General features: G+C 69.5%; 20 protein-coding genes and 6 tRNA genes. 16 read left to right on the top strand and 10 right to left on the bottom strand.

What is annotated here, in order from left to right; all coding sequences use genetic code 11:
- Positions 1-88: 88 nt before the first annotated feature.
- A complete protein-coding gene (locus ACWD1Z_RS30240; RefSeq protein WP_059249887.1) occupies positions 89-439 on the bottom strand; it encodes a metallopeptidase family protein in 351 nt (116 codons plus the stop codon).
- Positions 440-523: 84 nt separating this feature from the next.
- Between ACWD1Z_RS30240 and ACWD1Z_RS30235 the strand changes: the two genes are divergently transcribed.
- The 7 genes from ACWD1Z_RS30235 to ACWD1Z_RS30205 all read left to right on the top strand — a co-directional run bounded on the left by ACWD1Z_RS30235 (position 524) and on the right by ACWD1Z_RS30205 (position 7,380).
- Entirely contained in the window at positions 524-2,074 is a 1,551-nt protein-coding gene (locus ACWD1Z_RS30235) for a metallophosphoesterase family protein (protein ID WP_451122851.1), read from the top strand.
- An 80-nt stretch (positions 2,075-2,154) separates the two neighbouring features.
- Positions 2,155-2,227: transfer RNA gene (locus ACWD1Z_RS30230), tRNA-Glu, on the top strand.
- Positions 2,228-2,265: 38 nt separating this feature from the next.
- Positions 2,266-2,340, top strand: a tRNA-Asp gene (locus ACWD1Z_RS30225).
- A gap of 29 nt (positions 2,341-2,369) precedes the next feature.
- A tRNA-Phe gene (locus ACWD1Z_RS30220) sits at positions 2,370-2,443 on the top strand.
- A gap of 331 nt (positions 2,444-2,774) precedes the next feature.
- Positions 2,775-6,719: an ATP-dependent RNA helicase HrpA gene (gene hrpA / locus ACWD1Z_RS30215; RefSeq protein ID WP_451122849.1), complete on the top strand. Its 3,945-nt coding sequence runs from the start codon at positions 2,775-2,777 to the stop codon at positions 6,717-6,719.
- Between the two features lie 95 nt (positions 6,720-6,814).
- Positions 6,815-6,889: transfer RNA gene (locus ACWD1Z_RS30210), tRNA-Asp, on the top strand.
- A 305-nt stretch (positions 6,890-7,194) separates the two neighbouring features.
- Positions 7,195-7,380 carry a DUF6274 family protein gene (locus ACWD1Z_RS30205; RefSeq protein ID WP_451122847.1) on the top strand — a complete coding sequence of 62 codons (186 nt, stop codon included), beginning with the start codon at positions 7,195-7,197 and terminating at the stop codon, positions 7,378-7,380.
- 451 nt (positions 7,381-7,831) lie between these two features.
- Here ACWD1Z_RS30205 and bldC read toward each other — a convergent pair whose 3' ends face one another.
- Positions 7,832-8,038, bottom strand: coding sequence for a developmental transcriptional regulator BldC (bldC, locus tag ACWD1Z_RS30200; RefSeq protein ID WP_003949541.1), 207 nt, complete (start codon positions 8,036-8,038; stop codon positions 7,832-7,834).
- A gap of 530 nt (positions 8,039-8,568) precedes the next feature.
- Positions 8,569-9,411, bottom strand: coding sequence for a hypothetical protein (locus tag ACWD1Z_RS30195; protein WP_451122845.1), 843 nt, complete (start codon positions 9,409-9,411; stop codon positions 8,569-8,571).
- A 221-nt stretch (positions 9,412-9,632) separates the two neighbouring features.
- Here ACWD1Z_RS30195 and ACWD1Z_RS30190 point away from each other — a divergent pair, with 221 nt between their 5' ends.
- Together ACWD1Z_RS30190 and ACWD1Z_RS30185 are read left to right on the top strand one after the other, a co-directional pair.
- Positions 9,633-10,736 (top strand): Leu/Phe/Val dehydrogenase, encoded by a 1,104-nt coding sequence (locus tag ACWD1Z_RS30190; RefSeq protein ID WP_451122843.1) that lies wholly within the window; start codon positions 9,633-9,635, stop codon positions 10,734-10,736.
- Between the two features lie 298 nt (positions 10,737-11,034).
- A complete protein-coding gene (locus ACWD1Z_RS30185; protein WP_186286507.1) occupies positions 11,035-11,289 on the top strand; it encodes a DUF3073 domain-containing protein in 255 nt (84 codons plus the stop codon).
- Between the two features lie 83 nt (positions 11,290-11,372).
- Here the strand turns inward: ACWD1Z_RS30185 and purM are convergent, their stop codons facing one another.
- The 7 genes from purM to purS all read right to left on the bottom strand — a co-directional run bounded on the left by purM (position 11,373) and on the right by purS (position 19,114).
- Entirely contained in the window at positions 11,373-12,464 is a 1,092-nt protein-coding gene (gene purM / locus ACWD1Z_RS30180; protein ID WP_451122840.1) for a phosphoribosylformylglycinamidine cyclo-ligase, read from the bottom strand.
- A 32-nt stretch (positions 12,465-12,496) separates the two neighbouring features.
- Positions 12,497-14,023, bottom strand: coding sequence for an amidophosphoribosyltransferase (gene purF, locus ACWD1Z_RS30175; RefSeq protein ID WP_451122838.1), 1,527 nt, complete (start codon positions 14,021-14,023; stop codon positions 12,497-12,499).
- A 57-nt stretch (positions 14,024-14,080) separates the two neighbouring features.
- Positions 14,081-14,980, bottom strand: coding sequence for an META domain-containing protein (locus tag ACWD1Z_RS30170; RefSeq protein WP_451122836.1), 900 nt, complete (start codon positions 14,978-14,980; stop codon positions 14,081-14,083).
- Between the two features lie 59 nt (positions 14,981-15,039).
- Positions 15,040-15,837, bottom strand: a complete 798-nt coding sequence (locus tag ACWD1Z_RS30165; protein WP_451122834.1) for a sterol carrier family protein — start codon at positions 15,835-15,837, stop codon at positions 15,040-15,042.
- Between the two features lie 81 nt (positions 15,838-15,918).
- Complete coding sequence (gene purL, locus ACWD1Z_RS30160) at positions 15,919-18,177, bottom strand: phosphoribosylformylglycinamidine synthase subunit PurL (protein ID WP_451122832.1); 2,259 nt, start codon at positions 18,175-18,177, stop codon at positions 15,919-15,921.
- Positions 18,174-18,854: a phosphoribosylformylglycinamidine synthase subunit PurQ gene (gene purQ, locus ACWD1Z_RS30155; protein ID WP_389416472.1), complete on the bottom strand. Its 681-nt coding sequence runs from the start codon at positions 18,852-18,854 to the stop codon at positions 18,174-18,176. Before purQ ends, purL begins: the two co-directional genes overlap by 4 nt.
- The gene (gene purS, locus ACWD1Z_RS30150; protein WP_015659417.1) at positions 18,851-19,114 is read right to left on the bottom strand and encodes a phosphoribosylformylglycinamidine synthase subunit PurS; all 264 of its coding nucleotides are present in this window, start codon (positions 19,112-19,114) and stop codon (positions 18,851-18,853) included. The genes purQ and purS overlap by 4 nt, the downstream gene beginning before the upstream one ends.
- 278 nt (positions 19,115-19,392) lie before the next feature.
- On the opposite strand from purS, the gene ACWD1Z_RS30145 reads away from it, so the two are divergent.
- The 7 genes from ACWD1Z_RS30145 to ACWD1Z_RS30115 all read left to right on the top strand — a co-directional run bounded on the left by ACWD1Z_RS30145 (position 19,393) and on the right by ACWD1Z_RS30115 (position 23,765).
- Positions 19,393-19,710, top strand: a complete 318-nt coding sequence (locus ACWD1Z_RS30145; RefSeq protein ID WP_186286515.1) for an Lsr2 dimerization domain-containing protein — start codon at positions 19,393-19,395, stop codon at positions 19,708-19,710.
- A 135-nt stretch (positions 19,711-19,845) separates the two neighbouring features.
- A tRNA-Gly gene (locus ACWD1Z_RS30140) sits at positions 19,846-19,917 on the top strand.
- 80 nt (positions 19,918-19,997) lie between these two features.
- Positions 19,998-20,070 (top strand) — tRNA-Gly (locus tag ACWD1Z_RS30135).
- A 125-nt stretch (positions 20,071-20,195) separates the two neighbouring features.
- On the top strand, positions 20,196-21,146 hold the full coding sequence (locus tag ACWD1Z_RS30130) for an ABC transporter ATP-binding protein (RefSeq protein WP_451122829.1): 951 nt from the start codon (positions 20,196-20,198) through the stop codon (positions 21,144-21,146).
- Positions 21,143-21,925 (top strand): ABC transporter permease, encoded by a 783-nt coding sequence (locus ACWD1Z_RS30125; RefSeq protein WP_451122827.1) that lies wholly within the window; start codon positions 21,143-21,145, stop codon positions 21,923-21,925. The genes ACWD1Z_RS30130 and ACWD1Z_RS30125 overlap by 4 nt, the downstream gene beginning before the upstream one ends.
- Entirely contained in the window at positions 21,907-23,154 is a 1,248-nt protein-coding gene (locus tag ACWD1Z_RS30120; RefSeq protein WP_451122898.1) for a sensor histidine kinase, read from the top strand. Before ACWD1Z_RS30125 ends, ACWD1Z_RS30120 begins: the two co-directional genes overlap by 19 nt.
- Positions 23,151-23,765 carry a response regulator gene (locus ACWD1Z_RS30115; RefSeq protein WP_451122825.1) on the top strand — a complete coding sequence of 205 codons (615 nt, stop codon included), beginning with the start codon at positions 23,151-23,153 and terminating at the stop codon, positions 23,763-23,765. The genes ACWD1Z_RS30120 and ACWD1Z_RS30115 overlap by 4 nt, the downstream gene beginning before the upstream one ends.
- Positions 23,766-23,772 lie beyond the last annotated feature (7 nt).

The raw sequence follows: 23,772 nt of genomic DNA, 5'->3' as shown, positions 1-23,772 counted from the left end.
GGCAGCCACCTCCGGTGGAGGATGAAGGAGTCAACCTCCCCAACTCCCCCCGCCCACAAGAGGACACGCGACCCGTATCAGCGAGCGCTCACCCGTACCCGAGTGCATGCAACCGGGCGTCGTCGATCCCGAAGTGATGCGCGATCTCATGCACCACCGTCACCTCGGTCTCCGCGACCACGTCCTCCCGCGTCTCACACATCCTCAGCGTCGGCCCCCGGTAGATCGTGATCCGGTCCGGCAACACCCCCGCGTACCACTCACCCCGGTCCGTCAGCGGCGTCCCCTCGTACAACCCGAGCAGCTCCGGATCGTCCGCCGGCGGTTCGTCCTCGACGAACACCGCGACGTTGTCCATCAGCCGCGTCAGCTCCGGCGGAATCCGGTCCAGCGCCTCGGCGACCAGTTCCTCGAACTCCTCGCGCGTCATCTCCAGCACAGGCCCATTGTCAGGCACGGCACGCCCGTACGAGAGCCGCAGGCGCCCCGCATATCCGCCCGCGCACTTGGGCATACGGGACCAATGGCTCGCGTCCCCTCCGCAATCCTCACCACCACCCACCGGATCCGAAGGGCACCGCGCGCCCTGGCCCGCCACTACCGCACCCGCCAAGCACCCAGCACGATCCAGCTCGTCCCCCAGCCACACCCCTGGGGCCGGGCCCTCGGCCTCGTGACCGTCGTCCTGCTCGGCGCCTGGCTCGGCCTGCTGATCGTGGGCAACGTCCGCGTCCCCGTCGGCCCCATGAACACCACGATGACCCTGCGCCCCTCGATCAGCGGCGGCACGAAGATCAACGTCTCCCCGCTCGGCGCCCTCCAGCTCGACAGCCACATCGCCCCCGTCCGGCTCGACGTCAACGTCGACCAACTCGACCCCGAACGCGCGCAAGCCCTGGTCGACCACCCCGAACGACTCTCCGGACTCCAGGACGAAGTCGCCCGCGACGTCGCCCACGGCACCCGTGACCTGGCCATACGCTCCTGCGTCGCCGTAGTCGCCGGCGCCACCGCACTCGGCCTCGCCGTCTACCGGCGCCCCCGCCGCGCCCTAGCCGCCGGCGGCCTCGCCCTCACCCTGCTCGCCGCCTCCGGCGGCACCGCCGCCGCCACCTGGAACCCCAACTCCGTCCTGGAACCCAGATTCTCCGGACTGCTCTCCTCCGCCCCCTCCCTGGTCGGCGACGCCCGCAGCATCGTCACCGAATTCGACATCTACCAGCAGGAGTTGGCCCGCCTGGTCACCAACGTGACCAAGCTCTACGACGCCACCTCCACCCTCCCCACCTACCAGCCCGACCCCACCACCATCCGCGTCCTGCACGTATCGGACATCCACCTCAACCCGGCCAGCTGGAAGATCATCGCCTCCCTGGTCGAGCAGTACCAGGTCAACGTGATCGTCGACTCCGGCGACACCATGGACCACGGCTCAGCGGCCGAGAACGGCTTCCTCGACCCCATCGAAGACCTCGGCGCGCCCTACGTCTGGGTCCGCGGCAACCACGACTCGATGCTCACCCAGCAGTACCTCCAGGACCTGAAGAACGTGCACGTGCTGGACGAGGGACGCGCCAAGACCGTCGCGGGCCTGCGCTTCGCCGGGATCGGAGACCCCCAGTTCACGCCCGACCGCACGAACAAGACGGGCGCCGAGGCCTCCCAGGAACTGGCCGGCGCCCGCCTCGCCTCCGCCCTGCGCGACCAGCAGGCGGCAGGCACCCCGGTGGACGTGGCGATCGCCCACGAACCGTCGGCCGCCCGCGAGGTGGACGGCGAGGTACCGCTGGTCCTGGCGGGCCACCTCCACCACGACGAGATGGAGGTCCTGGACCGGGGCACGCGCCTGCGGATCGAAGGCTCGACGGGAGGCAGCGGGCTGCGCGCGATCGAGGGCAAGTACCCCGACCCGATCGAGACCTCGATCCTCTACTTCGACCGCGACACCAAGCGTCTGCAGGCGTGGGACGAGATCGAACTGGGCGGTCTGGGCCTCACAACGGCGGAGGTCAGCCGCCACCTCCCGGAGGAGAACCACCCAGGCGTGACCCCCTCCTCCCCGCCCCCCTCGTAAACCGTTTTGGCGATCCCTCCCGCCATCCCATATGCTTCTCACGTCCCCGACGCGCTGAGAAGCGCCCAGGCGGGCCGATAGCCCTCATCGTCTAGCGGCCTAGGACGCCGCCCTTTCAAGGCGGTAGCACGGGTTCGAATCCCGTTGGGGGCACGCAGTACCGTGTGCGACACTGTCGTACGCAACAGCTTGGTCCTGTGGAGCAGTTTGGAGTGCTCGCCACCCTGTCAAGGTGGAGGCCGCGGGTTCAAATCCCGTCAGGACCGCTTGAGGTTTTCTTGCAAAACCTCTTGACGGCTGGGTAGCTCAGTTGGTACGAGCGACCGCCTGAAAAGCGGTAGGTCGCCGGTTCGATCCCGGCCCCAGCCACAATCGAGGCCCCGATCTTCGGATCGGGGCCTTGTTGTATGACTTGTGACCTCGCGCTGTACGAGCGTCCGCGTCCGCTACCGGGGCCGCTTGAGGGCCGGGACCTGTGACTCGGCCCCGCGGACCCACACCCACCAGCCAGTCGTGACGCGTTGGGGCTTCTTCAGCCGTGCCCGTTCGCGGATGCCGCTCAGGTCTTCGAGGGCGATTCCGCGGCCGGTGCGTTGTGCCTCCGCCACGATGTGCTTGCTGATCCTGTGGTTGATGTTGTGGGCGGGGGGTGCAAAAGGGTTCGCCAGGGAATTGGCCGGGATGAGATCCTGGATCGCGTATGTCTACGCACCCTGCTCCCGCCCTCGGCGCCCTCGCCTCCCGTCTGACCGAGTTGTCGCTGCGTGATGCGCACCGGATCGGTCGGCGGCTCGAAGGTGCGCGCAAGATCCGTAAGCCGGAGGCCCGGGCCGCCGTGATCGCCGAGATCGAGGCCGAGGTCGGGAAGGCCGAGGAGCGGATGGGGGCGCGGCGGGCCCGGGTGCCGGCCGTCTCGTATCCCGAGCAGTTGCCGGTCAGCCAGAAGAAGGATGAGATCGCGGCCGCCATCCGTGATCATCAGGTGGTCATCGTGGCCGGTGAGACCGGGTCCGGTAAGACCACTCAGATCCCCAAGATCTGTCTGGAGCTCGGTCGCGGTGTCCGCGGCATGATCGGGCACACCCAGCCCCGCCGTATCGCCGCCCGTACGGTCGCCGAGCGTGTGGCCGAGGAGATGAAGACCCCTCTCGGTGAGGCCGTGGGGTGGAAGGTGCGGTTCACCGACCAGGTGAATCCGGACGCCACCTTCATCAAGCTGATGACCGACGGCATCCTGCTCGCCGAGATCCAGACCGACCGTGAGCTGCGCGCCTACGACACGATCATCATCGACGAGGCCCATGAGCGGTCGCTGAACATCGACTTCCTGCTCGGCTATCTCGCGCAGCTGCTGCCCAAGCGGCCCGACCTCAAGGTGGTCATCACCTCCGCCACCATCGACCCGGAGCGGTTCTCCCGGCATTTCGGGGACGCTCCGATCGTGGAGGTCAGCGGGCGGACGTATCCCGTGGAGGTGCGGTACCGGCCGCTCCTGGAGGAGGACTCCGAGGACGCGGACCGGGATCAGATCACGGCCATCACCGATGCCGTCGAGGAGCTCATGGGCGAGGGGAAGGGCGACATCCTCGTCTTTCTCTCGGGTGAGCGGGAGATCCGGGACACCGCCGACGCGCTGGAGAAGAAGAAGTACCGGTTCACCGAGGTCCTGCCGTTGTATGCCCGGCTGTCGCATGCCGAGCAGCATCGCGTCTTCCAGCCGCACACCGGCCGCAGGATCGTTCTGGCGACCAATGTCGCCGAGACGTCGCTGACGGTTCCGGGGATCAAGTACGTCATCGACCCGGGTTTCGCCCGGATCTCCCGCTACAGCCACCGCACCAAGGTGCAGCGGCTGCCCATCGAGCCGATCTCGCAGGCCAGCGCCAATCAGCGCAAGGGGCGCTGCGGGCGGACCAGTGACGGCATCTGCATCCGTCTGTACGCCGAGGAGGATTTCGAGGCCCGCCCGGAGTTCACGGACGCGGAGATCCTTCGTACGAACCTGGCTTCCGTCATCCTGCAGATGACCGCGGCCGGTCTCGGTGACATCGAGAAGTTCCCGTTCATCGATCCGCCGGACCACCGCAACATCCGGGACGGTGTCCAGCTTCTGCAGGAGCTGGGCGCGCTGGACCCGGCGCAGAAGGACGTGCGCCAGCGGCTCACCGACACGGGCCGCAAGCTGGCTCAGCTGCCGGTGGACCCCCGGCTGGCCCGGATGGTGCTGGAGGCGGACCGCAACGGCTGTGTCCGTGAGGTGATGGTGATAGCCGCCGCGCTGTCCATCCAGGACCCGCGCGAACGCCCGGCGGACAAGCAGGCCCAGGCCGATCAGCAGCATGCCCGTTTCAGGGACGAGACGAGCGACTTCCTCGCGTATCTGAACCTGTGGCGGTATGTCCGTGAGCAGCAGAAGGAGCGCGGTTCGAGTTCCTTCCGGCGGATGTGCAAGCAGGAGTACCTGAATTTCCTGCGGATCCGTGAGTGGCAGGACATCTACAGCCAGCTCCGTACGGTCGCCAAGCAGATGGGCATCCATCTGAACGAGGAGGACGCGGCCGACCAGAGCGTGCACGTGTCCCTCCTGGCCGGTCTGCTCTCGCACGTCGGTATGAAGGACGTGAAGGACGGCAACAAGAACGAGTACCTGGGCGCGCGGAACGCCAAGTTCGCGATCTTCCCGGGTTCGGCCCTGTTCAAGAAGCAGCCGCGTTTCGTGATGTCCGCCGAGCTGGTGGAGACCTCGCGGCTGTGGGCCCGGGTCAACGCGAAGATCGAGCCGGAGTGGGTCGAGCCGCTTGCCGGGCATCTGCTGAAGCGGACGTACAGCGAACCGCACTGGGAGAAGGACCAGGCGGCGGTGATGGCGTACGAGAAGGTCACGCTGTACGGCGTGCCGATCGCGGCACAGCGGAAGGTGAACTACGGCCGGATCGATCCGGAGACGAGCCGTGAGCTGTTCATCCGCAACGCGCTCGTCGAGGGTGACTGGCGTACGCATCACAAGTTCTTCGCCGACAACCGCAAGTTGCTGAGCGAGGTGGAGGAGCTCGAACACCGGGCCCGGCGGCGGGACATCGTCGTCGACGACGACACGCTCTTCGACTTCTACGACCAGCGGGTGCCCGAACATGTCGTGTCGGGGGCGCACTTCGACTCGTGGTGGAAGCGCAAGCGGCAGGAGCAGCCGGAGTTCCTGGACTTCGAGCGGGAGATGCTCATCCGGGAGTCGGCGGAGGCGGTCACGAAGGCCGACTATCCGGACTCCTGGCGGCAGGGGCAGCTGAAGTTCCGGGTGACGTATCAGTTCGAGCCGGGTGCGGACGCGGACGGTGTGACGGTTCACATTCCGCTGCAGGTGCTCAACCAGGTGACGGGTGAGGGTTTCGACTGGCAGATCCCGGGGTTGCGGGAGGAGGTCGTCACGGAGCTGATCCGCTCGCTGCCCAAGCCGATCCGCCGTAACTACGTGCCGGCGCCGAACTTCGCGCGGCGTTTCCTGGAGACGGCGGTGCCCTTGCAGGAGCCGCTGACGGTCACGATGGCCCGTGAGCTGAAGCGGATGGTCGGGGTGCCTTTCGAGGCCGAGGACTTCGACTGGGCGAAGGTGCCGGACCATCTGCGCATCACGTTCCGGATCGTCGACGAGCGGCGTCGCAAGCTGGCGGAGGACAAGGATCTGGAGGCGTTGAAGCTCCGGCTGAAGCCGAAGGCGCGCCAGGCGCTGTCCCAGGCGGCCGCGGCGACGGCGTCCCGGGAGGGGGGCGAGTCGCTGGAGCGCTCGGGCCTCACGGACTGGACGATCGGGACGCTGTCCCGGGTCTTCGAGACGCGGCGCGCGGGTCAGCCGGTCAAGGCGTATCCGGCGCTGGTGGACGACGGCGACACGGTTTCCGTGCGTCTCTTCGACACGGAGGCGGAGCAGGCGCAGGCGATGTGGCGGGGCACGCGGCGGCTGATCGTGCGCAACATCCCGGTCAACGCGGCGAAGTTCGCGAGCGACCGGTTGTCGAACGCGCAGAAGTTGGCGTTGTCGGCGAATCCGCACGGTTCGGTGCAGGCTCTGTTCGACGACTGCGCGATGGCCGCGGCGGACAAGCTGATCGGGGACTTCGGGGGGCCGGCGTGGGACGAGGAGTCGTACCGGAAGCTGTACGAGAAGGTCCGTGCCGAGATCGTGGACACGACGGTGCGTACGGTGGGGCAGGTGGAGCAGGTGCTGGCGGCCTGGCAGGCCTGTGAGCGCCGTCTGAAGGCGGTGCGGAGCCCGGCGCTGCTCGCGAACCTCACCGACGTCCGCAAGCAGCTCGACGCGCTGGTGAAGCCGGGGTTCGTCACGGCCGCGGGGATCCGGCGGCTGCCGGACCTGATGCGGTATCTGGTGGCCGTGGACCGGCGTCTGCAGCAGATGCCGGCGAACGCGCAGCGGGACACGACGCGTATGGAGAAGGTTCATGAGATGCAGGACGAGTACGCCTGGCTGCTGGAGCAGATGCCGCAGGGGCGTCCGGTTCCGGAGCAGGTGCTCGACGTCCGCTGGATGATCGAGGAGCTGCGGGTCAGTTATTTCGCCCATGCGCTCGGTACGGCGTACCCGGTGTCGGACAAGCGGATCGTGAAGACGATCGACGCGCTGGCGCCGTAACGGCTCCCGTACGCAGGGTGAGTTCGACCAGGACACCCACCCTCCTGTACAGTCTCTTCTCGCAGCGCAACGCAGGAAGAAGCGCCGCGAAACCTGGTCCTGTGGAGCAGTTTGGAGTGCTCGCCACCCTGTCAAGGTGGAGGCCGCGGGTTCAAATCCCGTCAGGACCGCATCGAGTTGTGGGGCCCGGGTCGCAAAGACTCGGGCCCTACGCATGTCAACAACCCCCGCCACCCTGTCGAGGTGGAGGCCGCGCCCGCGGCGCAGCCGCAATCGGGTACAGCAAATCCCGTCAGGACCGCATGATGTAGAGCCCGGGTCTCCGAGACCCGGGCTCTTCTGCATGCGCCGACCCCATGCGTCCCCGTGCGGCCCCTTCCGGCCCTGGGGCGCTCCACGCCTTCTTGACGGCGTCACATTCGCTCGGTACCCAGGAAACCAGGGCTCCTTCCCCGTACGGCCCTGGAGGTGGCGTATGGCGGCTTCGGCTAGGCACGAGACGCGGGCGTTGCTCCGTGCGCATCTGGCGGCCGCTTCCTCCTACCGGCATCTGACGCGGCACTGTCCGATCTGCCATCAGCTGCTGCGGCTGGCGATGGCCTCCCCGCCGACGGAGGCCGAGCGGACGTCCGACGAGTCCGAGCCCGAGCCCGTCGAGTGACCCTCGCCGGTCTCAACACCCGTGCGCTGGTGGGGTGCTGGAGCGTCTGGCTTCTTTAGCGCACATACGCCACGGGCAACAAGGTCCCTGGCATGTGACGGGTGTCACCGCATGGGTTTCCGAAACCGCGGTACTTACCCCCCACCTACAACTGGTCAATTTAATATGTGCAATTGCACTCCCCGGGAGGGTGTGCCCACAGGAGATCCGACACCCCTCCCCAGGCTCCGACAAGGCCACACACAGGGGCACCCGCACCCCCCGGTTCGGCGCACAAAAAAGATCGCGCTGGACCCGGCGGAGTCCAGCGCGATCTACGACGCACCCTGTCAGTTGCCTGAAGCCTTGGGCGTGGGCCCTGTTGGGGCAGTACCCGCGTCGCTTGGAGCTGTGGGTTCCGGACGCCTCGACATGTTGGGGGACTTGCCGATTTGTCCGGTTATGAAGTTGTTCAGGCCTCGCTGCGCTGCTGCGGGATGCCCGCGAGCAGAGCGCGGACCTCAGCCTCGCGGTAACGGCGGTGCCCGCCGAGCGTGCGGATCGACGTAAGCTTTCCGGCCTTCGCCCACCGCGTGACCGTCTTGGGGTCGACGCGGAACATCGTGGCGACCTCAGCCGGGGTCAGCAGCGGCTCGGCATCAGGGGTGCGAGCGGTCATGAGCGGCCTCCTCGGGAGAACCGAACCTTCTCGGTTCTTTCCTCTAAATTCTGCACCTTGACCCGCGTTGCCCGAAATGGCGGACGCGAGTCGAGTCGGTTATAGGACGAACGGCTTGTCCTCGGCACTACAACTACACCATCTGTCCAGCCGCGTCGGCCAAACCGATGGAATTGCCCCTCCAGGTGTTCATCAGCGACGGAAGCCGATGGACCATGCCATAGCGGACAGTCACGCCGCTGTGACGATCAGTCACAGGGCGATCAGGAGTCATCAGACCCCCCATAAAGCATGCAATGCGAGCGGAGTCCTCCCCGGACTCCTTGTCCTATTTTGGCATGAGGGAGGGCAAGAGACGCAAGGGCCGCGTAAGTGCGGTCCATCACGCTTGACACACCTTGAGGGGAACGCCCGGATCGGGACCTACGTCCGATGTTGACGAAACTTCAGGAGTGCCAGGCGCATCAGAGGCAGGAGGAAACCCCAAAACGGGCGTCAGGTCAAACGCCAGTTCGTGACTTGGCCCACAGTCAGTTGGCGGACCGCCGGTCCCGTACCGACCGCCACCGCTCCACCAGCCGCCCGTAGGCCGCCCCCGCCGCCGCCCCGTCGCCCTCCCGGAGCGCCGCGATGCCCTCGGCCACGTCCGCGGCGGAGTGGTCGTCCTCCAGCTCTCCGGCCGGCAGCACATGCACCAGGCCGCCGTAGTCGAGTTCGACCAGGGACCGCGGATGGAACTCCTCCAGCCAGCGCCCCACGTCCGTCAGGCCCTCCATGAGCGGCCCTTCGTCGACGGTGTCCTTGAGCGTCCGCAGGGCCCGCGCCACCCGGCGCCGCGCCTGCACCATCGGGGTGCGGTAGCGCAGCATCGGCGGGATCTCGCCGGTGCCCTTGTCGTAGCGCCGCTCCTCGTCCGAGACCAGCACGAACCAGTGCAACGGCACCTGCCAGGTCGAGGTGCGGATCCACGGCCGGGCGTCCGGGTTGCGGGCCAGCCAGCGCTCGTAGTCCTGGGCCGCCTGGCGCCGTACGACCTCCGGGAGCACCGCCTCGAGCACCGGCCCGGGCAGTTCCCCGCCCAGCTCGCCGAGCGTCTGCCAGCCGCGCAGCCGGGTGCGCCAGGGGCACACGCACACCACCCCGTCCGCCTCCAGGACGAAGGCGTCCGTGCTCTCGTGCACCGGCACCGGGACCGGCGGGGTGGGCAGCAAGTCCGCGAGGGCGCGGCGCAGTTCGTCCTGGTACGACGGACGGTCGGCGCGGCGGGCGTAGCGCGCCCAGTGCTCGCGCTCGGGTTCGGGGAAGGCGGCCAGCGGCTCGTACACGCGCAGATAGGTCGCGTACGGGACGGTCACCGAGGACACCTTGGGCACGCCTGCTCCCTCCCCCTCCGTCTGCCAGGAAAACCTGCGAAACCCGCTCACAAAGTGGCGGGAAAACTATGCAAATCGTCGCACGGGGGTACTCCGGGAGTAGGTGATCCTGAGCACGTCGAGGTGGCGGGGCTCCCCAGGCTCTAATCTCGTGCTCACAGCTCCCGCCACCCGCACGGGAGCTGCTCCGAACCGCCGCTACTTACCCAGGAGTCACCACAGTGACCGACGTAACCGGCGCACCTGCTGATGTACTGCACACCCTGTTCCACTCGGAGCAGGGGGGTCATGAGCAAGTCGTGCTCTGCCAGGACCGTGCCAGCGGCCTGAAGGCCGTGATCGCCCTCCACAACACCGCGCTGGGCCCCGCCCTCGGCGGTACCCGCTTCTACCCGTACGCGACCGAGGCGGAGGCCGTCGCCGACGCCCTGAACCTCGCGCGCGGGATGTCGTACAAGAACGCCATGGCCGGTCTGGACCACGGCGGCGGCAAGGCCGTGATCATCGGGGACCCCGACCGGGACAAGACCGAGGAGCTGCTGCTGGCCTACGGCCGGTTCGTGGCCTCCCTCGGCGGGCGCTACGTCACCGCCTGCGACGTCGGCACCTATGTCGCCGACATGGACGTCGTCGCCCGGGAGTGCCGGTGGACCACCGGCCGCTCGCCGGAGAACGGCGGCGCCGGTGACTCCTCCGTGCTCACCGCGTTCGGCGTCTACCAGGGCATGCGGGCCTCGGCCCAGCACCTGTGGGGCGACCCGTCGCTGCGCGGCCGGCGGATCGGCATCGCGGGCGTCGGGAAGGTCGGCCACCACCTGGTGGAGCACCTGGTCGCGGAGGGCGCCGAGATCTTCGTGACCGACGTCCGCGCGGACGCGGTGCGCCGGATCACCGAGCGGCACGCGACCGTGACGGCCGTGGCCGACACCGAGGCGCTGATCCGCGTCGAGGGCCTCGACGTGTACGCGCCCTGCGCGCTCGGCGGGGCGCTCGACGACGACTCCGTGCCGGTGCTCACCGCCAGGGTCGTCTGCGGCGCCGCCAACAACCAGCTCGCCCACCCGGGCGTGGAGAAGGACCTCGCCGACCGCGGGATCCTCTACGCGCCGGACTACGTGGTGAACGCGGGCGGCGTCATCCAGGTCGCCGACGAGCTGCACGGCTTCGACTTCGAGCGGTGCAAGGCCAAGGCGGCCGGGATCTACGACACCACGCTGGCCATATTCGCACGTGCGAAGGCAGACGGGATCCCGCCGGCCGCGGCGGCCGACCGGATCGCCGAGCAGCGGATGCACGAGGCCGCCGCGGCGCGCCGGGCACGCTGATCCGCCGAGGGCGCACCCGTCTGACCGGTACCCGCCGGTGGGCACTTAGAGAGAACTCTCACTTCTACCGGCGGGTCGACCGGCGATAAGTGGTTAAAATCGCGGTTGACCAGCGAGGACGGGGCTCCTCGAAGGTCCTGCGCACACGCGCGTCCTGTGGGCGACGTACCGTATGGGCGCGGGCTCAGGTACCGTGGAAGCCCTACGGACCGGTCTCTCTGCGGAGAGGCCGTTCCAGATCATGAACGCGTGTCGAGACTCTGGGGCCGTCGAGCCCCGTCACCGAGGGGGTCGAGCCATGGGGCGCGGCCGGGCCAAGGCCAAGCAGACGAAGGTCGCCCGCCAGCTGAAGTACAACAGCGGCGGGACTGACCTGTCGCGTCTGGCCAGCGAGCTGGGCGCTTCGACTTCGAGCCAGCCGCCGAACGGCGAGCCGTTCGAGGACGACGAGGACGAAGACGACCCGTACGCCCAGTACGCGGATCTCTACAACGACGACGACGAGGACGAGGACGGCGAGTCCGGTCCCACGTCCCAGCGTCGCGGCGCTTGACGCAGCACGCTTCGCAGTCTTAGTCACAGCTGCACTTCACCCGGTCCGGGGCCTTGGCGCCGGACCGGGTTTCGTGCTGCCGATCAGGCGTAGTCCCCCACCAGCTCGGCGCCGGTGGTGTGCTCGCCGCGGTCCGTGATCTCACCCGCGACCCAGGCCTCGACCCCACGGTCGGCCAGCGTCGTCAGGGCGGCGTCCGTCGACTCCTCCGGCACGATCGCGATCATGCCGACGCCCATGTTCAGGGTCTTCTCCAGCTCCAGGCGCTCCACCTCGCCGGTCCTGCCGACCAGGTCGAACACCGGGGCGGGGGTCCAGGTGGCGCGGTCCACGATCGCGTGCAGCTCGTCCGGGATCACCCGGGCCAGGTTGGCGGCGAGACCCCCGCCGGTGATGTGCGAGAAGGCGTGCACATCGGTGGTCCGGGTCAGCGCCAGACAGTCCAGCGAGTAGATCTTGGTCGGCTCCAGCAGCTCCTCGCCGAGGGTGCGGCCGAACTCCTCGATCCGCGCGTCCAGGGCGAGCCCGGCCTGGTTCAGCAGGACGTGCCGGACCAGCGAGTACCCGTTCGAGTGAAGACCGGAGGCCGCCATGGCGATCACGGCGTCACCCTTACGGATGCGATCGGGGCCGAGCAGCCGGTCGGCCTCCACGACGCCCGTACCGGCGCCGGCGACGTCGAAGTCGTCCGGGCCGAGCAGACCGGGGTGCTCGGCGGTCTCGCCGCCGACCAGGGCGCAGCCGGCGAGGACACAGCCCTCGGCGATGCCCTTCACGATGGCGGCGACCCGCTCGGGGTGGACCTTGCCGACGCAGATGTAGTCGGTCATGAACAGCGGCTCGGCGCCGCACACCACGATGTCGTCCATGACCATGGCGACCAGGTCGTGGCCGATGGTGTCGTAGACGCCCATCTGCCGCGCGATGTCGACCTTGGTGCCGACGCCGTCCGTGGCGGAGGCGAGGAGGGGACGCTCGTAGCGCTTGAGGGCGGAGGCGTCGAAGAGGCCGGCGAAACCGCCGAGGCCGCCGAGGACCTCGGGGCGCTGCGTCTTCTTCACCCACTCCTTCATGAGCTCGACGGCGCGGTCGCCCGCTTCGATGTCGACGCCCGCGGCCGCGTAGCTGGCACCCGTGCCGGGGGACGGAGTTCCCAAATGAGACACAGCAGACATGTGGTGAGAACTTTCGTGTCGTACGGCAGAACTTAGGGGCGGCGGATCGCGTCCGCGGCGGCCGTGGCGGCGGGCCCTGCGGCCAGCTCGGTCTCCAGCAGCTGCTTGCCGAGCAGCTCGGGGTCCGGGAGATCCATCGGGTACTCGCCGTCGAAGCAGGCGCGGCACAGGTTCGGCTTGGCGATGGTGGTCGCCTCGATCATGCCGTCGAGGGAGATGTACGCCAGGGAGTCGGCGCCGAGGGAGGTGCCGATCTCGTCGATGGTCATGCCGTTGGCGATGAGTTCGGCGCGGGTGGCGAAGTCGATGCCGAAGAAGCAGGGCCACTTCACGGGCGGCGAGGAGATCCGGATGTGGACCTCGGCGGCGCCGGCCTCGCGGAGCATGCGGACCAGGGCGCGCTGGGTGTTGCCGCGCACGATGGAGTCGTCGACGACGACCAGCCGCTTGCCCTTGATGACTTCCTTCAGCGGGTTCAGCTTCAGGCGGATGCCGAGCTGGCGGATGGTCTGCGAGGGCTGGATGAAGGTCCGGCCGACGTAGGCGTTCTTCACCAGGCCCGCGCCGAAGGGGATGCCGGAGGCCTCCGCGTAGCCGATGGCGGCCGGGGTGCCGGATTCCGGCGTCGCTATGACCAGGTCGGCGTCGACCGGGGCTTCCTTCGCCAGCTTGCGGCCCATCTCCACCCGGGAGAGGTAGACGTTCCGGCCGGCGATGTCGGTGTCCGGGCGGGCCAGGTACACGTACTCGAAGACGCAGCCCTTGGGCTTCGCTTCCGCGAATCGCGAGGTGCGCAGGCCGTTCTCGTCGATGGCGACGAACTCGCCGGGCTCGATCTCGCGGACGTAGGAGGCGCCGCAGATGTCGAGGGCGGCGGACTCGGAGGCGACGACCCAGCCGCGCTCCAGCCGGCCGAGGACCAGCGGGCGGATGCCCTGCGGGTCCCGGGCGGCGTAGAGGGTGTGCTCGTCCATGAAGACCAGCGAGAAGGCGCCCTGGACCTGCGGGAGGATCTGGTGGGCGGCCGCCTCGATGGTCAGCGGCTTGCCGTCCTCGTCCACCTGGGCCGCGAGCAGCGCGGTCAGCAGGTCGGTGTCGTTGGTCGCCGCCACCCGAGGGGTGCGGCCCTCCTGCTTGGGCAGGTCGGCGACCATCTCGGCGAGCTGCGCCGTGTTGACCAGGTTGCCGTTGTGGCCGAGCGCGATGGAGCCGTGCGCGGTGGCGCGGAACGTCGGCTGGGCGTTCTCCCACACGGAGGCGCCGGTGGTCGAGTAGCGGGCGTGACCGACCGCGATATGACCCTGGAGCGATCCGAGGGAGGTCTCGTCGAAGACCTGGGAGACCAGGCCCATGTCCTTGAAGACGAGGATCTGGGAGCCGTTGCTGACCGCGATCCCCGCGGATTCCTGGCCTCGATGCTGGAGGGCGTAGAGCCCGAAGTAAGTGAGCTTGGCGACCTCTTCGCCCGGAGCCCAGACGCCGAAGACGCCGCAAGCGTCCTGGGGGCCTTTCTCACCGGGGAGCAGATCATGATTGAGTCGACCGTCACCACGTGGCACGCCTCCGAGTGTAGGCGAGATCGACCACTGGTCCGAATTCGCTGGGAGTGGGCTTTCTTACTTCGCACGGGCGACGAGTCCGTCCCCGGAGCCCGCCGTAAGGGTCAGTTCTCCGTCTTTCTGCTGGTAGGACACCTTGCCGGCGAGGATGTCGATCAGCTCCCGCTCCGCCTTCATCACGGGCCCCTCGCACAGTTTGCGGGTGGTGGACAGCGGCCCGAAGGCGATGGTGCCGTCCTTGACGGTCGCCTTGCCGCGGAAGGTGTTGCAGCCGAGGCTGCCGCTGGCGCTGCCGTCCTCGGCCAGGGTGAGGTGGGCCTTGGTGCCCTTGGGCAGGGACTGGGCCGTGGCGTCGTCGCCCTTGCCGGAGACCAGGGTGTCGACGGTCCACTTCGTGCCCTTCAGGGGCGGCGCCGGCGTCTCCTTCGCGGCTCCCTCGCGCAGGGTGAGGCTGTCACCGTCGGCGCGGGTCAGGGTGAGGATCTTGGCACCGTCCCGCTCCTCGATCTTCGCCTTCAGGGTGCCGGTGAAGACGCTCTGGAACTTCTCCTCGAACTCCTGCACAGGGCCGGGGCAGGCCATCGCGGTGGAGGCGAGGTCGGTGATCCGCACGCTGTCGCCGTCGACCTCGGCATCGGCGCCGAAGTCGTTGCAGCCCACCGTGCCGCCCGACTTCCCGCCGCCGACGTCGGGCTCGGCGGTGCCGGGCCGGAACAGGATGTGCGCCTCGTCCACCCGGAAGTCCTTCTCCCCCGTCGGCAGCTCGTACTCCTTGCCGTCGACGGTCGCCGTCCGCGGGACCCAGCGGGTGTCCGCGAGGACGTCGGCGGTCGTGGTGGTCTTCTCGCCGTCTCCGACCGCGCCGCTGCCGGATCCGGACTCCGTGCCGCAGGCGGCCAGCACGGCGGTGCCGGCGAGGCCTGCGGCGGCGTACTTCATACGTGTCGTCCGCTTCATGTCTCTTCGACGTACGAGGCGCCTGTTGGGTTCGCTGTCGTTACCGGTCCGTTGTGTCGTCAGCTCATCAGGGGCAGCAGAGCGCCGAGATCGGCGCGCTCACCACTGGCGCTGACCTTCGCCTCGCGCAGGGCGTCCGGCCACCGCAGCCGCCCGGTCGCGAGCCGGATCCAGGTCAGCGGGTCGGTCTCCACGACGTTCGGCGGGGTGCCCCGGGTGTGCCGGAGGCCCTCGACGCACTGCACGACGGCGTACGGCGGGATCCGCACCTCGGTGGAGCCGCCGGGCGCCTTGGCGGCGAGCGCGTCGGCGAGCAGCCGGGTGCAGGCGGCGAGCGCCTGGCGGTCGTACGGCACGTCGAGACCGGGCACCGCGGCGTTCAGGTCGTCGGTGTGGACGACGAGTTCGACGGCGCGGGTGACGAGGTAGTCGGCGAGCGGCAGGGCACCGGCGTTGGTGTCGAGCAGCCGGGTGCCGGGGTGGGTGTCGAGCTGCTCGTGGAGGGCGCGCGCGCTGTCGGCGAGGTAGGCGCCGAGGTCCGGGTGCTCCTGGACCAGCCGCCGCGTGAAGGCGTCGATGTCCGAGGAGCTGGCGGAGGTCGCGAACGCCCAGTCCAGCAGTACGGCGTCCTGCTTCGGCGGCTCCGGCAGCGCCAGGGAGCGCCCGATGCCCGTGAGCGCCATCCCGATGTGCGCGATGAGTTCCCGGACGGTCCACGCGCCGAGCCGGGTCGGCAGCGCGAGCTGTTCGGGCGTGAGGCCGCGCACGGCGTCCTGGACGTGGGCGAGCTGGGCGAAGACCGCGGTGCGGATCTTGGCGGGGTCGTAACTGCGGGCGCGCTTCTTGGCCGGGGGCATGCGATCAAGCGTAGGCAGGGCGCGGTGAGCCGTGAAGGTCCCGTCCGGCGAGCGGACGGGACCTTCGGGTGGTACGGCCGACTACGCCAGCAGGGCCGGGATCGTCGCCTCGTGGATCTCGCGGAATTCCGTCAGGGGGAGGGTGAACTCGCCCTGGACGTCGACCGCGTCGCCGTCGACGACACCGATCCGGGTGGCCGGCAGGCCCCGGGCACCGCACATGTCGGTGAAGCGGAGCTCCTCCGAGCGGGGCACGGCGACGACCGCGCGGCCCGCCGACTCCGAGAAGAGGAAGGTGAAGGCGTCCAGGCCGTCCGGGACGATCAGCCGGGCGCCCTTGCCGCCGAGCAGCGCCGACTCGACGACCGCCTGGACCAGACCGCCGTCGGACAGGTCGTGCGCGGAGTCGATCATGCCGTCGCGGGAGGCGGAGATCAGGATGTCGGCGAGCAGCCGCTCGCGCTCCAGGTCGACCTTCGGGGGCAGGCCGCCGAGGTGGTCGTGGATCACCTGGGACCAGGCCGAGCCGCCGAACTCCTCACGTGTGTCGCCGAGGAGGTAGAGCAGCTGCCCCTCCTCCTGGAAGGCGACCGGCGTACGGCGGGCCACGTCGTCGATGACGCCGAGCACCGCCACGACCGGGGTGGGGTGGATGGCCACCTCGCCGGTCTGGTTGTAGAGGGAGACGTTGCCGCCGGTGACCGGGGTGCCGAGCTGCCGGCAGGCGTCCGCCAGACCGCGGACGGCCTCCGCGAACTGCCACATCACCGCCGGGTCCTCGGGCGAGCCGAAGTTCAGGCAGTCCGACACCGCGAGCGGCTTGGCGCCCGTGGTCGCCACGTTGCGGTAGGCCTCCGCCAGCGCCAGCTGGGCGCCCGCGTACGGGTCCAGCTTGGCGTAGCGGCCGTTGCCGTCGGTGGCGATGGCGACGCCGAGGCCGGTCTCCTCGTCGATGCGGATCATGCCCGAGTCCTCGGGCTGGGCGAGGACGGTGTTGCCCTGCACGAAGTGGTCGTACTGCGAGGTGATCCACTTCTTCGACGCCTGGTTCGGGGAACCGACCAGCTTCAGGACCTGCGCCCGCAGCTCCTGCGGAGTCCCCGGCCGGGGCAGCTTGTTGGCGTCGTCGGCCTGGAGCGCGTCCTGCCAGGACGGGCGGGCGTAGGGACGCTCGTAGACCGGGCCGTCGTGGGCGACCGTGCGCGGGTCGACGTCGACGATCTTGCCGCCGTGCCAGAAGATCTCCAGCCGGTCGCCGTCGGTGACCTCACCGATCACCGTGGCGATGACGTCCCACTTGTCGCAGATCTCCAGGAACCGGTCGACCTTCTCCGGCTCCACGACCGCGCACATGCGCTCCTGCGACTCGCTCATGAGGATCTCCTCGGGCGAGAGCGTGGAGTCGCGCAGCGGTACGTCGTCCAGCGTCACGCGCATGCCGCCGGAGCCGTTCGACGCCAGTTCCGACGTCGCGCAGGACAGGCCCGCGGCGCCGAGGTCCTGGATGCCGACGACCAGCTTCTCCTTGAACGCCTCCAGGGTGCACTCGATGAGGAGCTTCTCCTGGAAGGGGTCGCCGACCTGGACCGCGGGGCGCTTGCTCGGCTTGGCGTCGTCGAAGGTCTCACTCGCCAGGATCGACGCGCCGCCGATGCCGTCGCCGCCGGTGCGGGCGCCGTACAGGATGACCTTGTTGCCCGCGCCGGACGCCTTCGCGAGGTGGATGTCCTCGTGCCGCATCACACCGATGGCACCGGCGTTGACCAGCGGGTTGCCCTGGTAGCAGGAGTCGAAGACGACCTCGCCGCCGATGTTGGGCAGGCCCAGGCAGTTGCCGTAGCCGCCGATGCCGGCGACGACGCCCGGCAGGACGCGCTTGGTGTCGGGGTGGTCGGCCGCGCCGAAGCGCAGCGGGTCCACGACCGCCACCGGCCGCGCGCCCATCGCGATGATGTCGCGCACGATGCCGCCGACGCCGGTGGCCGCGCCCTGGTAGGGCTCCACGTAGGAGGGGTGGTTGTGCGACTCGACCTTGAAGGTGACCGCGTAGCCCTGGCCGACGTCGACGACGCCGGCATTCTCGCCGATGCCGACGAGCATCGCGTCGGACTCGGGGGCCTTCTCGCCGAACTGGCGGAGGTGGACCTTGGAGGACTTGTACGAGCAGTGCTCGGACCACATGACCGAGTACATGGCGAGTTCGGCACCGGTGGGCCGGCGGCCGAGGATCTCGACCACGCGCTCGTACTCGTCCTTCTTCAGGCCCAGTTCGGCCCAGGGCAGCTCGACGTCGGGGGTCGCGGTCGCGTGCTCGACCGTGTCCAGAGGCGTCCGGCTCATGCGTTGACCAGCTTCTTGAGGATCGAGGTGAAGAAGGGGAGGCCGTCGGTGCGGCCGGTGCCGATGAGCGGCTCCGTGGCGTGCTCCGGGTGCGGCATCAGGCCGACGATGTTGCCGGCCTCGTTGGTGATGCCGGCGATGTCGCGGAGCGAGCCGTTGGGGTTGACGTCCAGGTAGCGGAAGACGACCCGGCCCTCGGCCTCCAGCTTGTCGAGCGTGTACTCGTCGGCGACGTACCGCCCGTCCATGTTCTTCAGCGGGATGTGGATCTCCTGGCCGGCCGTGTAGTCGGCGGTCCAGGCCGTGTCCGCGTTCTCCACCCGCAGCTTCTGGTCGCGGCAGATGAAGTGCAGGTGGTCGTTGCCGAGCATGCCGCCGGGGAGCAGGTGGGCCTCGGTGAGGATCTGGAAGCCGTTGCAGATGCCGAGGACCGGAAGGCCGGCCTTCGCCTGCTCGATGACCGTCTCCATCACGGGCGAGAAGCGGGAGATGGCGCCGGCCCGCAGATAGTCGCCGTAGGAGAAACCGCCGGGCAGCACCACGGCGTCGACCTGCTTGAGGTCCTTGTCCTTGTGCCACAGGGCGACCGGTTCGGCACCCGCGAGGCGGATCGCGCGCTGGGTGTCCCGGTCGTCGAGACTTCCCGGGAAAGTGACGACGCCAATACGAGCGGTCACTTCGCCGCCTCCGCGACTTCCTCCACCTTGACGGTGAAGTCCTCGATCACCGTGTTGGCGAGGAAGGATTCCGCAAGGTCGTGGATGCGGGCGAGCGCGGCCTCGTCGACCGGCCCGTCAACCTCGAGTTCGAATCGCTTTCCCTGACGGACGTCCGAGATGCCTTCGAATCCCAGCCGCGGCAGTGCGCGCTGCACCGCCTGGCCCTGGGGGTCGAGGATCTCCGGCTTGAGCATGACGTCGACTACGACGCGTGCCACGTGCACTCCCGGTGGTGTGGTGCTGAGCAGGTTCCTGCAGTGGTTTCAGACTACCCGCACAAAATTTCTACGCGCGTCGACTTGTAGGAAACTACGTGATGGCCATCACGAACCGGCGGAAGAGCGCGGTACCGGGAAAAGTTCAGCGAAAGATCCGAGATCGTCACCCGATACCTATTGCGCTCGGACACGCGGGAGGATTTAGTCGGGCTTCCCAATGCATTGTCGGGCACTGTACAAATGAATTGTCAGCCGTGCCGTACGAAGGGAACAATTTCGTGGCGCAGAAGGTCGTGGTCACCCTCTTTGACGACATCGACGGCTCGGAAGCGGCGGAAACGATCGCCTTCGGACTCGACGGCAAGTCGTACGAGATCGACCTGAACCAAGCGAATGCCGAGAAACTGCGTAAGGCGCTCGAGCCGTACGTGGAGGCCGGCCGCAAGCGGTCGCGCTCCGGCAAGGCCTACCGGCAGACCGAGGTCGCCCCGGACCCGGCCGCCGTCCGGGCCTGGGCCCAGGCCAACAAGATGGACGTACCGGCGCGCGGCCGGATCCCCAAGAAGGTCTACGAGGCGTTCGCCGCCGCGCAGTGACGTCCCCGGGCGCCGTCCTCAGGGTGCGTCAGCGGGCCCTGAGGACAACCGACTTGCGCAGCACCCCTCCCGATCAGCTAGAGTCTGGAGCACGCCGCCGGGCGGGGCCGGAAAAGCCCAGCTCACGGAGTACATGCGGGTGTAGTTCAGTAGTAGAACATCCCCCTTCCAGGGGGAAGGCGCAGTGTGCAATTCCTGTCACCCGCTCTGCATCGCCGTACCGGGCATCCTTCGGGATCAGGTAGGCTGGTGCTCGCGCCGATCGGTGAGAGCCGGTCGGAGGCAATGCGGACGTAGCTCAGTTGGTAGAGCGCAACCTTGCCAAGGTTGAGGTCGCGAGTTCGAGCCTCGTCGTCCGCTCGGGAATCAGACCCCGGTCCATCGGACCGGGGTCTTTTCGTGTTTCCCCCGCTTCTGACATTTGTCATGCCGGGTGATGACAGCGCGCACTGCCGGGCCGCCCGGGGCGCCGGGACGCTGAAGTCATGGACAGGAACGAACGCGAACACGTGATTGAGGTCACCGACCTGCGGCGTGTGTACGGGGGCGGGTTCGAGGCGGTGCGCGGCATCACCTTCTCGGTGGCCCGCGGCGAGATCTTCGCGCTGCTCGGTACCAATGGCGCGGGCAAGACCTCCACCGTCGAACTGCTGGAAGGGCTCGCCAAGCCCGCCGAGGGACGCGTCCGGGTGCTCGGGCACGATCCCTACGCCGAGCGGGCCGTCGTCCGGCCGCGCACCGGGGTCATGCTCCAGGAGGGCGGCTTTCCGTCCGAGCTGACCGTCGCCGAGACCGCCCGGATGTGGGCCGGGTGTGTCAGCGGCGCAGGGCCGGAGGGCGAGGTGCTGGCGCTGGTCGGGCTCGGGCGGCGGGCCGGGGTGCGGGTCAAGCAGCTCTCCGGGGGCGAGCGGCGGCGCCTGGACCTGGCGCTCGCGCTGATCGGGGACCCCGAGGTGCTGTTCCTCGACGAGCCGACCACCGGACTCGACGCCGAGGGCCGCCGGGACACCTGGGAACTGGTGCGCACCCTGCGCGAGCGGGGCACGACCGTGCTGCTCACCACGCACTACCTGGAGGAGGCGGAGGGCCTCGCCGACCGGCTGGCGATCCTGCACGAGGGGCGCATCGCGGCGGCCGGAACCCCGGCAGAGGTGACCGCGAGCCGGCCCGCCCGGATCTCCTTCGAGCTGCCCGACAACTGGTTCCTTGGCGACCTGCCGCCCCTGGACGAGCTGGGCGTGACCGGGCACGAGGTGGACGGCCGGGTCGTACGGCTGCGCACCCACCAGCTCCAGCGGGCCGCCACCGGGCTGCTGACCTGGGCCGACCGGGCCGGGGTGGAGCTGCGGCGGCTGGATGTGCGGTCGGCGTCACTGGAGGAGGCGTTCCTGGGCATCGCCCGGGAGGCGTCCGAGGCGAAGGAGTACGCGGCATGAGCGAGCCGATGGTGATATCGACCCCGGCACGGCGGGTGGCGGCGCTGGCGCGGGCGGAGCTGACCCTGTTCGGGCGCAGCAAGGGCATGATCGTGGCGGCCGTGTTCGTGCCACTGGTGCTGCCGTTCACCGTGCGGGCGGCGGTGGAGGACATGGATCTCGCCGAGCACGGGCTCGACGTGGGGCAGGTGCTGCTGCCGGGGGCGATCGGCTTCTCGCTGCTGTTCGCGGTGTACTCGGCGCTCATCGGCGTCTTCGTCGGCCGGCGCGAGGAACTCGTCCTGAAGCGGCTGCGCACCGGCGAGCTGCGCGACCACGAGATCCTCACCGGGGCCGCGCTGCCGCTCCTGGCCGTCGGCCTGGTGCAGGCCCTGGTCCTGGTGGCCGGCTGCACGGCCCTGCTGGACGTGACCGCCCCCAAGGCGCTGCACCTCGCCGTCGCCGGCCTGCTGCTCGGCCTGGTGATGTGTGCGGCGCTGGCCGCCCTGACGGCCGCCTTCACCCGGACCGTGGAGAGCGCGCAGGTCACCTCGCTGCCGCTGGTGATGGTCTCCATGGTGGCCTCCGGGATCGCCGTCCCGCTGGAGCTGCTGCCCGACTCGATGGCCTCGGTGTGCGCCCTGCTGCCGCTCAGCCCCGTGATCACCCTGGTGCGCGGCGGCTGGACCGGCTCCCTGTCGGCGTACGAGGCGCTGGGCGCCCTGCTCACCGCGCTGGCCTGGACCGCGCTCGCGGTGTTTGCTGTAGGGCGGTGGTTCCGCTGGGAGCCGCGGCGCTGACGTACGGGAAGAGCGGGGAGTGGCGCGTGTCGGGGGGATGGTGGCGGGGCAAGAGCACGCCCGCGAAGGTCGAGACGTACACGCGCTGGTCGTTCCACTTCTTCGGGCTGGCGGAGATCTTCTCCGTCGGTCTCGCCGCCTTCGGCCAGGCAGGTCCGGCGGTCGGCGGCTGGCTGCTGCTCGTGGTGTGCGGACACGCGGCGCTCACCATGCTGACCGCCTCGCGGGCCCTGGACTGGACGCGCGGGCGGCGGGACCAGCCGGTGCGGCTGATGTGGGCGCTCGCCGCCGCCACCGCGGTGATCGCCGTGGGCGCGCTCGCGCTCGTCCAGCACGGGCCCGAAGGCAAGGACGTCGATGCCGCGGCGGGTGCCGTCTTCGCCGGCGTCACCGCCTTCGGGGCGGGCTCCATCGCGCTCGGCGTCCGGGAGCGCCGCCGGGTGCTCGCCGTGGTCGGCGGCTTCGCTGCGGGGGCCTGGGCCGTCAGCTGGCCGCTGGGGCTGCCCACCGCGGAAAGCCTGGTCACCGCGCTGGTGGTGCTGCTCGGCGGCGGGTTCGTCGCCTTCACCTCCGCCTTCTCCGTCTGGCTGCTGGATGCCGTCTACGAACTCGACGAGGCCCGCGAGACCCGCGCCCGGCTGGCCGTCGCCGAAGAACGCCTGCGGTTCGGACGGGACCTGCACGACGTCATGGGCCGCAATCTGGCCGTCATCGCCCTCAAGAGCGAGCTGGCCGTCCAGCTCGCCCGGCGCGAACGCCCGGAGGCCGTGGACCAGATGATCGAGGTGCAGCGCATCGCGCGGGAGTCGCAGCGCGAGGTGCGCGATGTCGTACGGGGCTATCGCGAGGCCGACCTCGGGGCCGAACTCGCCGGGGCGCACGGGGTGTTGACGGCGGCCGGGATCTCCTGCGAGGTGAGCGGGCCGGTGGCGGGGCTGCCGGCCGAGGTGCAGTCGGCGCTCGGGTGGGTGGTCCGGGAGGCCACCACGAATGTGCTGCGGCACGGTAACGCGGAGCGCTGCGGGGTGTCCGTGCGGGTGCGCGAGGGATGTGTGGTGCTGACGGTGGAGAACGACGGGGTCGCCGGACCCGCCTCGCAGGGCGGCGGCTCGGGGCTGGCCGGGCTGCGCGAGCGGCTCGCCGCCGTGGCGGGGACCTTGGAGGCGGGAGCCGAGGGAGGCGTGTTCCGGGTGGTGGCCGAGGTGCCGTTGAAGGAGGTGGCGGCGTGAGCGAGAAGGTACGGGTGCTGCTCGCCGACGACGAGCATCTGATCCGGGGCGCGCTGGCCGCGCTGCTCTCGCTGGAGGACGACCTGGTGGTCGTCGCCGAGGCGGCGTCCGGTCCCGAGGCGCTCGCGATGGCCCGCGCCCACGCGCCCGACGTGGCCGTGCTCGACCTGCAGATGCCCGGCGCCGACGGTGTGAAGGTCGCCACATCCCTGCGGGCGGAACTGCCGTCCTGCCAGGTCATGATCGTGACCAGTCATGGCCGCCCCGGGCACCTCAAGCGGGCACTTGCGGCGGGTGTGCGCGGGTTCGTCCCCAAGACCGTCAGCGCCCAGCGGCTCGCCGAGATCATCCGCACGGTCCGTGCCGGAAACCGCTATGTGGACCCCGAGTTGGCCGCCGACGCGATCTCCGCCGGGGACTCACCACTGACCGCGCGGGAGGCCGAGGTGCTGGAACTGGCCGCCGACGGCGCGCCCGTGGCGGAGATCGCGGAGCGGGCCGCGCTGTCCCAGGGGACCGTGCGGAACTATCTGTCCTCGGCCGTCTCCAAGCTCGGGGCGGAGAACCGTCATACGGCGGTGCGTCTCGCCCGCGAGCGGGGTTGGGTATAGTTGCTCT

The organism is Streptomyces sp. NPDC002784, from assembly GCF_053592135.1.
The sequence above is the reverse complement of the archived record's forward strand: the minus strand, read 5'-3'. Positions and strand labels throughout refer to the sequence as shown.

Bases quoted from the DNA above. Each gene is read 5' to 3' on its own strand.
- ACWD1Z_RS30125 (WP_451122827.1), top strand. From the start codon at position 21,143: ATGAGCGAGCCGATGGTGATATCGACCCCGGCACGGCGGGTGGCGGCG.
- ACWD1Z_RS30205 (WP_451122847.1), top strand. From the start codon at position 7,195: ATGGCGGCTTCGGCTAGGCACGAGACGCGGGCGTTGCTCCGTGCGCAT.
- purM (WP_451122840.1), bottom strand. From the start codon at position 12,464: ATGTCTGCTGTGTCTCATTTGGGAACTCCGTCCCCCGGCACGGGTGCC.
- ACWD1Z_RS30185 (WP_186286507.1), top strand. From the start codon at position 11,035: ATGGGGCGCGGCCGGGCCAAGGCCAAGCAGACGAAGGTCGCCCGCCAG.
- ACWD1Z_RS30165 (WP_451122834.1), bottom strand. From the start codon at position 15,837: ATGCCCCCGGCCAAGAAGCGCGCCCGCAGTTACGACCCCGCCAAGATC.
- bldC (WP_003949541.1), bottom strand. From the start codon at position 8,038: ATGACCGCTCGCACCCCTGATGCCGAGCCGCTGCTGACCCCGGCTGAG.
- ACWD1Z_RS30170 (WP_451122836.1), bottom strand. From the start codon at position 14,980: ATGAAGCGGACGACACGTATGAAGTACGCCGCCGCAGGCCTCGCCGGC.
- hrpA (WP_451122849.1), top strand. From the start codon at position 2,775: ATGTCTACGCACCCTGCTCCCGCCCTCGGCGCCCTCGCCTCCCGTCTG.
- purL (WP_451122832.1), bottom strand. From the start codon at position 18,177: ATGAGCCGGACGCCTCTGGACACGGTCGAGCACGCGACCGCGACCCCC.
- ACWD1Z_RS30130 (WP_451122829.1), top strand. From the start codon at position 20,196: ATGGACAGGAACGAACGCGAACACGTGATTGAGGTCACCGACCTGCGG.
- ACWD1Z_RS30235 (WP_451122851.1), top strand. From the start codon at position 524: ATGGCTCGCGTCCCCTCCGCAATCCTCACCACCACCCACCGGATCCGA.